Genomic DNA, 9,530 nt, shown 5'->3' on the forward strand with positions numbered 1-9,530 from the left:
CTATCTGTCCTCGGGGACCTGCAGCTTTCCGTCCACGTCTTCGAGGTCCAGCCACCACTTTGTGCGGTAGTCCGGTTTTCCATATCCTAAGAGGTCGTCTCCCATAATGGCGACACTCCTCGCGAGGGCCGAGTTTCTCATGGCCCACCCGACTGCCCTGTGAAGGGGCGTATAGGGTTTATTCCAGGGGCAGACGGTGAGGCAGGTGCCGCAGCAGGAGCCTTTCTGGTTTCCCACCCGCATGGAGGTGCACTTCTTCACGTCCGTAGGCCACTTCTCGTAGCCGTTATGCATCTCCTTGCCCCCGTCGCTCAAGGCCCCGGACGGGCACTCGCGGGCGCATTTCTTGCACTTGGAGCAGAAGTCCTGGAGTCCGAAATCGATGGGTTTGTCAGGCACGAGGGGCAGGTCCGTGGTCACCACCGCCGCCTTGAAGCGCGGCCCCAGAAAGGGGTTTACCACGCAGTCTCCGATCCTGCTCATCTCTCCCAAGCCCGCCCAGAGGAGGATTGGGGGGACCACGACCCGGTAATTGGGCGCGTGGTGGGCTTCGGCAGGATAACCGAGGCGTCTGATATAGTCGGCGAGGATATTAGCGATAAAGCCGGAAGTAGCATAGGCGAGCATGCTCATGGAGCCGCTGATCCAGTCGTGTCCCGAGGTCGCCTCCGCGGTCCTCCAGTCCTGGTCCACGAGGATGGCGATTGCATATTTATGGGGGAGGTCGACCGGCTTCTCACCTGCATCCAGGTTGAACATCTCTATTGTTTTCGAATAGACCGCGTAGGGCGGGAGCGCACAGACACCCACCTGGTCGGCCCTCAGGAAATAGGCGGTCTCCTTGATATGGCGGGTGAGCGCCTCCGGGTCGCGGGGAAGGGGCGCCTTGTCAGAGGCGATCGGTCCGTTCTGAAAAGGTATCATATTGGTCCTGATGGTCGATAAGGCGTTGCCCAGGGGCTGCTTGCGTATGAACCGCCTGAACTCCCTTTCGAGGACGGGGCCATAATCTCCCGTTGCCGCCTTGATAAAACCCGCATCCCTTTCCCGGACCCTCTCCACCTTGTCATCGTTGATGAGAGTAGTGGGCCGTTCGACTCTCTTCAATGTATGGACCGGGAAGGGTTCCGCATCTATATGGGTATATCCTTTCATGGCAAATCTCCTTAAAAAATATATAGGTCAGACCTATATATACTATTTAGAAGAATGGGATTAATTTGTCAAGAGAAAAATTAAAGATGCGAAAAGGGGGCTATTTCGCCTTGCCGCCGTCGGGTTTATAGAATACGTGACGGCCGATGGCGGCGGTCCTGATATATTTCTGCGACCAGGGAGGTTTAGATCCTTTGCCATGAAAATAGAGGGCACCCCCGGTCTCGTCCTTCAACTCCCGGTTGAGGGTCTTGCGGGCCACCTCTTTCGCAACCGCGTAGGATTCCTGGTCCTGGGCCGTGTCCGGCTGACCGTCGCACCACCAGGAGAACTGGCAGGCGCCCTTTTCGCGCCCCTCCTTGACGACCCCGCAGACCGTGTCCGGAAAGCCCTCGTGTCCCACCCGGTTCATGACCACATAGGCGATGGCCCTCATATCGGCCTCGGTCGAGCTCCTCGCCTCCCAGTAGATCGTGCGGGCAAGACAGGTGATGGCGTCTTCCAGGGGCTCTTTACCCTTGGGATCGACCGCCTGGGCTTCCGCCTCCTTGATGGCAAGGCCGGGAGGCGGCGGCGCTTTCACTCCTTCGGAGGAGGTCTCCTCGATACGGGCAGCCTTGGTTTTGGCTGCCTTCTCTTTTTGCACCTCTTCGCCGCCGCCCCCGTTGGCAGGGCATGAGAATAAGGCGAGACAGATCGCGACGAGAACCAGGGAGACGGGAATGGAGCGCGCTTCGCCGCCCGCCCCCGGCCCCTTTCCTCTCGTGAATATGAGCCGACCTATCGTCGCCATGGCCAGGCTCCTCAATCGGACCCTCCTTTTCACGCTCGCCCACTCCTTCGCCTGTTGTTCCCGGTCGCCTTTATCCGGCTATCGAATATATTCACCCCCGATGCCGAAGGCAAGCCCTACGCCCGGTTGACAAGGGATGGACCACGCCTTATTACAATAAAATGAAGCACGTGCCGGCGGATGGCGAGACGATACAAATCGTGGAGCAGGCGCCTATGAGCCTGTCATAATCCATACAGGCGGATTCCATGAATGAGGACAAGACCCATACCCGCACCGGGACCGGAGACAGAAAGCTCGGGGACGAGTGGCTCGACTGGGACGGAGGGACCGACCACGGAGAGAAGGGAGTCGACGAGAGGATAAACACGTTCCTCATCCTCGCCGCATCCGCTCTTTTCGTCTTCATCGTCTTTCTCGCCCTCGGGTGGTACCTCGCAAAACCCCGGTTCGACCAGGCGAGCCCCCTTCTCGCGTACCTCGTGGGATCGTTCCTTCTTACGCTTATTGCCGCCTTTCTCCTTATTGCCATTATCGAGGCCGCACTCCTCCTCCAGTTCAAACGGTCCTTTATCCCTTACGGAATAGAGGAAAAGCTCCTCCTCACCCTTCTGCCCAAGAGCATATGGCTCGGTACGAAGCTCGGCGTCCACAGGGACAGAATAGGCAGTTCCTTTATCAAGGCCCATAACCTGCTCCTGAAAAGCCATGCCCGAGAAGTGAAGACCGACGCCCTGCTCATCCTCCTGCCCCGGTGCCTGAAAAAAGAGGCGCGGCAGCAGGTGGCGGCGAGGGTAAACGGAAGGGCAGCTCAAATCGTGACCGTTGCAGGAGGTGAAGAGGCGAGAAAGGCGATCAGGCAGTACAGGCCCTCCCTGATCCTTGCCGTTGCCTGCGAGAGGGACCTTCTGAGCGGGATTAAAGACGTGGCGGAGAAGATACACGTCCTCGCCATTCCGAACGAGAGGCCTGAAGGGCCCTGCAAGAATACCCATCTGCGGCTCGATACCCTCGACGAGGCCTTCAGCTTTATCGCGGCGAGGGAAAAAGGACCAGGAAGGGTGTAATCCGACGATACGCAGTGTAGCGCCTAAGAAATCCGACTAAGGAGGATACACATGCCACACATGGCATTCACGGCCATCCATTCATCCGTTATTGCACTGATCGCAGGAATTCTCATCCTTATCATGCCAAGGCTGCTCAATTACATTGTGGCGATTTACCTGATCATCGTCGGTCTCCTGGGGATTTTCGGCAGGTAAGCCGGTCTTCCTTCGTCTTTTCCCGAATCAGTGCCTATATTTCATGTATGAGGTATTTTGCCCTCGCCGTCGATTACGACGGCACCCTTGCGACGCAAGGCATCGTCCATGAGGCCACCGTTGCAGCCCTCGAAAGGCTGCGCCACTCCGGGCGGAAGCTCCTCCTTGTCACCGGCCGCGAATTAGAGGACCTTCAGGGCGTTTTTTCGGGGCTCGCCATATTCGATTTAATCGTGGCGGAGAACGGCGCCCTCCTCTACGATCCCGCCAGTCGCCAGGAAGAGCCGCTTGCAAAGTCCCCTCCCGGTGAATTCGCGGACACCCTGCGGCTGCGGGGAGTCCTTCCCCTTTCCACGGGCAGGGTTATCGTTGCCACGACGGAGCCGAATCAGACCGCGGTGCTCGACACGATCCGCACCATGGGCCTCGAGCTGCAGGTGATCTTTAATAAGGGTTCGGTGATGGTGCTGCCGAGCGGGATAAATAAAGCATCGGGATTGGGGGCGGCCCTTGAAAAGCTGAAGCTCTCTTCCCATAACGTGGTGGCCGCGGGGGATGCGGAGAACGACCATGCCTTTCTCGACAGCTGCGAATGCGCCGTTGCCGTTGCAAATGCACTGCCCTCCCTTAAGGAATCGGCCGACCTGGTGACATCGGCCGCCCAGGGTGCGGGGGTCGTCGAGCTGATAGATTGGATCCTCAGGTCCGATCTCACGGAGGTCGAAGCGAAGCTCGCTCGTCACCACCTCGTTCTTGGAGAGACACTGACCGGCGAGCCCGCCTTTCTCAAGCCTTACGGTGAGAACGTTCTTCTCGCAGGCACTTCCGGCGGTGGAAAGTCGACCCTCGCCACCCGTTTTGTCGAGGATCTGGTCTCCCATCGATACCAGGCGGTGATCATCGACCCCGAGGGGGATTATGCCAACCTTCAGCCGGCGGCCATATTAGGAACAACACGTGCCGCACCGGACCCTGCCGAAGTCCTGAAGCTTCTTGAAAATCCGCTTCAGCACGTGGTAGTCAGCCTCACCGGGGTAAGCCGGGACCAGCGTCCCTCATATTTCGAGGAGATCCTGCCCCGCCTTCTCGAGATACGGGGCCGTCTGGGCCATCCCCATTGGATCATCATCGATGAGACGCACCATGTCATGCCCGCGTCCAGGACCCCCGCTGTGGGCCTTTTCCCCGAGGGGATCAGCGGCCTCATGTTCGTGACCGTCGATCCCGGCCACGTGACTCCGAGCCTGCTGCCCATGATCGACGTGCTGCTTACCATCGGAGACGCACCGGAGCAGACCATCCGGGATTTCAGCGCTCTCACCGGAAGAGAGCCACCCCTGTTCGACACGTCGGGCCTGAAACCGGGCGATGCGTTTATCTGGCCCGTGCACAAATCCGCACCGGTGCGGTTCAAAGGGAGCCCTCCGGAGATGGAGCGGCAGCGGCACAAGCGTAAATATGCCGAGGGAGAGCTGTCGCCGGAGACGAGCTTTTACTTCAGGGGCCCTGAAAGCAGGCTCAACCTGCGCGCCCAGAACCTCATGCTCTTCATCCAGGTCGCCGAAGGCATAGACGACGAGACCTGGCTCTACCACCTGAAAAGGGGTGATTACTCCCAATGGTTTCGGGGGTCGATAAAGGACGACGATCTCGCCGACACGGCGAAGGAGGTTGAATCCCTGGAAGGGATTGGGGCCTCCGTAAGCCGCGAGCGGATCAAATCGCTGATCGAGGAGCGTTACACGGTCGCGGCGTGAAGAACGAAAAAGGGCACGCACCGGTGGAAAGGGCGCGCGCCTGTGTTTAAAGCTTTATGTGGAGGCTTTCGCCGAGCTTCCTGAACGCCGCCTCCCGCCGCAGGGCGTCTTCATTTCCCGTCTTCGCCGCTACGTCAATAAACTCGCCCTTCTCTTTTCTCAAGGTGAAATATACGTTCTGGGCCCTCCACAGGTCGAGGTGCAGGGGCAGACCCTCCAGAACCTGCAGCGCCTCGCTCACCTTCTCCATGAGGGGAATCATGTCCGGCCCCTCCGGGTCCCGGGCCACCTCGTGGAGTCGCGCATGGATCCAGGTGCCGGCAGCCAGGGAGATCCCTTCCGCGTTGATCTGAACTTCCCATTTTTTCGTATCCTCCACCAATTGGGAGAGCTTTTCAACAGAGACATCGCCCCTAAAGATCGTCTCCAGGTCGTCGTTCAAAGTCTGCTCCGCCGCGAGACGCATTTGAGGAGGGACAGGGTTCCGCAAAGATTGGAGAAAAGCCATAAGGCTGTAGTTATCTTCATAGATCGTCCGGTAAAGGGCCATAATTCCGTCGTAGCGGTCTTTCAGTATCTCATTGATGACGAATCTCTGCTGATCCCTGAAGAGATGCCAGAGGTTGAAATTCGAAGAGGAAGGAAAGTGCCTGTCCATGGTCCTGACCATTTCCGCCACATCTCCTTTTTTGAATGCAGACATGACTTCATCGTGCATGGTATTGAACTTTTCTTCGGTCTCGAACTCTTTTACCCCGCTCGACACATTATGGTCGCCCATGTAGACGGCGGCGAGGTTGAGACAGGCCTCATCCCACGTCCAATCGGAGCGTACGCGCCCCCTCCCGATCGCGAGCTTCATCTTACCCGCCGCTTCCGTATCGAATACCTCATCATCTATCGTAAAGGAGTAAATACGCTTTCCTTGTTCGGGATATTCCATGAAGAGAGAGGATATAATGTAATGGGCAGCCACACGCAGGATGTCGACTTTCGCCGGTTTCACGTAGAGCTCGTACACCTTGGCACCGTCCCCGACCACGTTGCCCGGGGCCTTCGCAAGCATGGCGACGAACTCAGGCTCCACAGGCGATTCCTGTCCCAGGCCGTCGAGGAGTTGGATCATCCGCGCCGCGTATTGTATCACCTGAACGGTCTCTATGCCCGAGATCTCGTCGAAGAACCAGCCGCAGCTGGTGTACATGAGCATGGCGCACCGCTGCATCAGAAGAAGCTGGAGGGCCCTGACCTTCTCCTCGTCGCTGAGGGGCCTGACGCTGTGCTCCTCCAGAAAAAGGGAGACCTTTTCCTCCGAAGGGTCGAGTACCACATCGATATACTCATCTCTCGCGCGCCACGGATTTTTAAGGTACTTCCCCGCTTCCTTTTCATAGACCGGTAAGGCCTTGTCCCTTAGCCAGTCGAGGGACTCCCTCAAGGGCTTTCTCCACTTCTGGTGCCATCCCTGATGCATCCCCGAATTGCACCCGCAATTCTCCTTCCACCGTAACACGCCATGGGCACAGCTCCATGACGAGTTCTCGTAGATTTCGACGGCCCGGGTCGGTGGGTGGTGTTCAAGATATTCACCGTACACGGTGACCTTTGCAAGGTTGTTCGACTCGATGTGGTGGAGGGCATAGGCAAGGGCCATATCCCCGAAATGGTGGTGATGGCCGTAGGTCTCGCCGTCAGTGGCGATGTGCACGAGCTGGTCCCATGTCCGGTCATCGTTGAAGGCGCCGATCAACCTGTTCGCGAAGGACTCTCCCTGCTTCAATATATCTTCGAAGGCGATGCCTCTCGAGATGGGGCCGTCGTAAAAGAACAGGTTGATGCTCTTGCCCGAGGGGAGGGGACAGGAATAGACCATGGTGGGATCGATCGCCTCCCCGTCCACGCTCTGCCATCCGTTCACGTCGTCGAGGTCCCTCACCTGGTGCGCCTGTCTCGGCGCGAGCACCGTAAACTTGATCCCCTGCTCCGCCAGGACCTCCAGGGTCTCAAGGTCGACCGCGGTTTCAGGCAGCCACATGCCCTCCGGCTCGCGATGAAATCTGTGCACGAAATCTTTGATACCCCATAACACCTGGGTCCTCTTATCGCTCCTGTTTGCCAGGGGCATGATGAGGTGGTTATATGCCTGGGCGATCGCGGAGCCGTGGCCGGAAAACCTCTCCATGCTCACCCGGTCCGCTTCCAGAACCGCTCCATACGTCTCCGGTGCGTGAACCTCCATCCAACTCAGAAGGGTGGGGCCGAAATTGAAGCTTATCCTGGAATAGTTGTTGACGATGTCGATAATTCCGCCGTCTCCCCCTGTGATGCGTGACGCGGTATTGGGGGCGTAACATTCCGCGTCTATCCTGTCATTCCAGTCATGGAAGGGATAGGCGGAGTCCTGCACCTCCACTGCCTCGAGCCAGGGGTTTTCCCGCGGAGGTTGATAAAAATGGCCGTGAATGCACACGTATCGATCCATAGTCTCCTCGCTCTCTCATCCGTGGGAGTGGCCCATCGGAAAGGAATATATGTGCAACCTAAGTACCGGACCCAGGCCCGTCAAGAATTAAAAGTACTACACAAAGAGACGATCAACGCCCAGGGGTCTTGACAATGCCCTAGGGCCGACTCAATGTATGAGTCATGAGACGGGAGGCCAAAGGTCTGCACGAAAGTGAAAAATAATGGGTCTTTGCGGCCGTGCCCGTTTCGAAACGGTTCCCGGGGAGACGGAAAAGCGTCTCCGAAAGGAAGGAGACCATGCTCACCAGGATCTTGTCGTTCACTGTCATAGCGGTTCCCGCGGCTCTTAATCGAGTTATGGAGGCCATGCTGACGAAAAGGTAAGCCCGAAAGGGAGAAAAAGGAGGGCCGGATGGCCAGATACTCGAAGAAGTCACAGGATACGGTCAAAGAGGTGATGGAAGAATTTAAGGAAGGGAAATTGAAAAGCGGCAAGAGCGGGAAGAAAGTGACGAACAGGAAGCAAGCCGTTGCCATAGGACTTTCCGAGGCCCGCAAAAAGGGCGCGAAGGTGCCTCCGCCGCCGGACAAGTAGAACGATTCAGCAGAATTCTTTCAGCGCCCCTCTCTTGCCTCGGCGGAAAGGGGCGCTGCCACTTTCTCGAGGGATTGCATCTCCGCCTTCACCCCGTAGATCGCCTCAATTGCGGCAGCGCCGATCATGAGCAACGCGCCCGCGATATAACCGTAGAAAACGTGTATCCTGGAGCCGGTGCCGATGAGGGTGCCGAAGAGCCAGGGAGCGGCGACACCTCCCGCGGCAGTACCCACCGAATAGAAGAAGGCGATCGCCATAGCCCGCGTCTCCAGGGGAAAGACTTCGCTTACCGTGAGATAAGCTGAGCTTGCCGCCGCGGAGGCGAAAAAGAAGATCGCGGTCCAGAGCGCGGTCTGACCTTCGGGAGAAAGGCTCGACAGGGAAAAGAGATAACCGGTAAGGGCCAGGAGAAGGCCTGAAATAGTATAAGTCCCGGCGATCATCTGCCTTCTCCCTATAGTATCGAAGAAGCGCCCGAGGACGAGGGGGCCCATGAAGTTGCCTATTGCAAGAGGGAGAAGGAACTGGCCGGTCGCGGTCGCGGGTACGTGGTAGAACCTGGTCAGCACCAGGGCATAGGTAAAGAAAATCGCATTATACAAAAACGCCTGGGAGATGACCAATGAGAGGCCGACGACGGAGCGGGTCCGGTAATGGGTGAACATGGTGCGGGCGACGCTGCCGAAGCCGAAGGTCCTGCGGGGGTAGAGGGTCAGGTATTCAGTGGGGGTGGGAAGCTTCCGCCCCGTCGCCCCCTCGATCTCCGCCTCGACCCGGGCGACCACTCCCTCCGCCTCTTCGCGTCTTCCGTGGGTGCAAAGCCACCGCGGGCTCTCCGGCACATGCCTTCGCACGAAAAGAATAATAAGCCCGAGCAGCGCGCCGGTGCCGAAGGCAATGCGCCAACCGAGCTCGACCGGAAAGAGACGGGGGTCGAGAAACCCGATGGCGGAAACGGAGCCGAGGGCGGCCCCCACCCAAAAACTCCCGTTGATGATCAGGTTCACGCGGCCCCGGACCCGTGCCGGGATCAGCTCATCGATCGCGGAGTTGATAGCCGCATACTCTCCGCCTATCCCGGTGCCGGTGATAAAACGGAAGATGGTGAAGCTCAGGAGGTCCCAGGAGAAGGCGGTGAGAAAGGCGCCGCTGAGATAGACGGCGAGGGTGACAAAAAAGAAGACCTTACGGCCGTACCGGTCGGTAAGGTAGCCGAAGACAAGAGAGCCCAGCACCGCGCCCGTGAGGTAAAAAGATGCAATGATGCCGAGTTCGGGGCTGGTGAAACCCAGAGTCTCAGGCTCCTGGAGTATGCCGCTCATTGCCCCTGTGAGCGTGACTTCAAGCCCGTCAAGCACCCAGGTGATACCGAGGGCGATCACCACGAGCCAATGAAACCTGCTCCAGGGCAGCCGGTCGAGGCGTGCCGGCAGGAGCGTCCGGAAGGGCTCCGCGTCGAAAGCCGGACCCTCGGGCGGGGAAAGGGATGACGCCAC

8 protein-coding genes are annotated in these 9,530 nt (G+C 58.3%); 4 read left to right on the forward strand and 4 right to left on the reverse strand.

The window, feature by feature from the left end; all coding sequences use genetic code 11:
• Both VGJ94_06065 and VGJ94_06070 read right to left on the reverse strand, forming a co-directional pair.
• Nucleotides 1-1,155 carry a reductive dehalogenase gene (locus tag VGJ94_06065; GenBank protein HEY3276166.1) on the reverse strand — a complete coding sequence of 385 codons (1,155 nt, stop codon included), beginning with the start codon at nt 1,153-1,155 and terminating at the stop codon, nt 1-3.
• 100 nt (nt 1,156-1,255) lie between these two features.
• Nucleotides 1,256-1,948 (reverse strand): cell wall hydrolase, encoded by a 693-nt coding sequence (locus VGJ94_06070; protein HEY3276167.1) that lies wholly within the window; start codon nt 1,946-1,948, stop codon nt 1,256-1,258.
• Nucleotides 1,949-2,196: 248 nt separating this feature from the next.
• Here VGJ94_06070 and VGJ94_06075 point away from each other — a divergent pair, with 248 nt between their 5' ends.
• The 3 genes from VGJ94_06075 to VGJ94_06085 are packed head-to-tail and all read left to right on the forward strand — an operon-like array spanning nt 2,197 to nt 4,970.
• Nucleotides 2,197-3,015: a DUF116 domain-containing protein gene (locus VGJ94_06075; protein HEY3276168.1), complete on the forward strand. Its 819-nt coding sequence runs from the start codon at nt 2,197-2,199 to the stop codon at nt 3,013-3,015.
• Nucleotides 3,016-3,066: 51 nt separating this feature from the next.
• Nucleotides 3,067-3,213, forward strand: a complete 147-nt coding sequence (locus tag VGJ94_06080; protein HEY3276169.1) for a DUF3096 domain-containing protein — start codon at nt 3,067-3,069, stop codon at nt 3,211-3,213.
• A 47-nt stretch (nt 3,214-3,260) separates the two neighbouring features.
• Nucleotides 3,261-4,970, forward strand: coding sequence for an HAD-IIB family hydrolase (locus VGJ94_06085; protein ID HEY3276170.1), 1,710 nt, complete (start codon nt 3,261-3,263; stop codon nt 4,968-4,970).
• Between the two features lie 46 nt (nt 4,971-5,016).
• Here the strand turns inward: VGJ94_06085 and VGJ94_06090 are convergent, their stop codons facing one another.
• On the reverse strand, nt 5,017-7,452 hold the full coding sequence (locus VGJ94_06090; GenBank protein ID HEY3276171.1) for a DUF3536 domain-containing protein: 2,436 nt from the start codon (nt 7,450-7,452) through the stop codon (nt 5,017-5,019).
• A 396-nt stretch (nt 7,453-7,848) separates the two neighbouring features.
• On the opposite strand from VGJ94_06090, the gene VGJ94_06095 reads away from it, so the two are divergent.
• Nucleotides 7,849-8,031: a DUF6496 domain-containing protein gene (locus VGJ94_06095; protein HEY3276172.1), complete on the forward strand. Its 183-nt coding sequence runs from the start codon at nt 7,849-7,851 to the stop codon at nt 8,029-8,031.
• Between the two features lie 20 nt (nt 8,032-8,051).
• On the opposite strand, the gene VGJ94_06100 is transcribed toward VGJ94_06095, so the two are convergent.
• A complete protein-coding gene (locus VGJ94_06100) occupies nt 8,052-9,530 on the reverse strand; it encodes an MFS transporter (protein ID HEY3276173.1) in 1,479 nt (492 codons plus the stop codon).

Source organism: Syntrophorhabdaceae bacterium (assembly GCA_036504895.1).
Lineage (GTDB): Bacteria > Desulfobacterota > Syntrophorhabdia > Syntrophorhabdales > Syntrophorhabdaceae > PNOM01.

Excerpts from the sequence above, each read along its gene's own strand:
- VGJ94_06080 (HEY3276169.1), top strand. The coding sequence starts at position 3,067 with ATGCCACACATGGCATTCACGGCCATCCATTCATCCGTTATTGCACTG.
- VGJ94_06070 (HEY3276167.1), bottom strand. The coding sequence starts at position 1,948 with ATGGCGACGATAGGTCGGCTCATATTCACGAGAGGAAAGGGGCCGGGG.
- VGJ94_06065 (HEY3276166.1), bottom strand. The coding sequence starts at position 1,155 with ATGAAAGGATATACCCATATAGATGCGGAACCCTTCCCGGTCCATACA.
- VGJ94_06095 (HEY3276172.1), top strand. The coding sequence starts at position 7,849 with ATGGCCAGATACTCGAAGAAGTCACAGGATACGGTCAAAGAGGTGATG.
- VGJ94_06075 (HEY3276168.1), top strand. The coding sequence starts at position 2,197 with ATGAATGAGGACAAGACCCATACCCGCACCGGGACCGGAGACAGAAAG.
- VGJ94_06090 (HEY3276171.1), bottom strand. The coding sequence starts at position 7,452 with ATGGATCGATACGTGTGCATTCACGGCCATTTTTATCAACCTCCGCGG.
- VGJ94_06085 (HEY3276170.1), top strand. The coding sequence starts at position 3,261 with ATGAGGTATTTTGCCCTCGCCGTCGATTACGACGGCACCCTTGCGACG.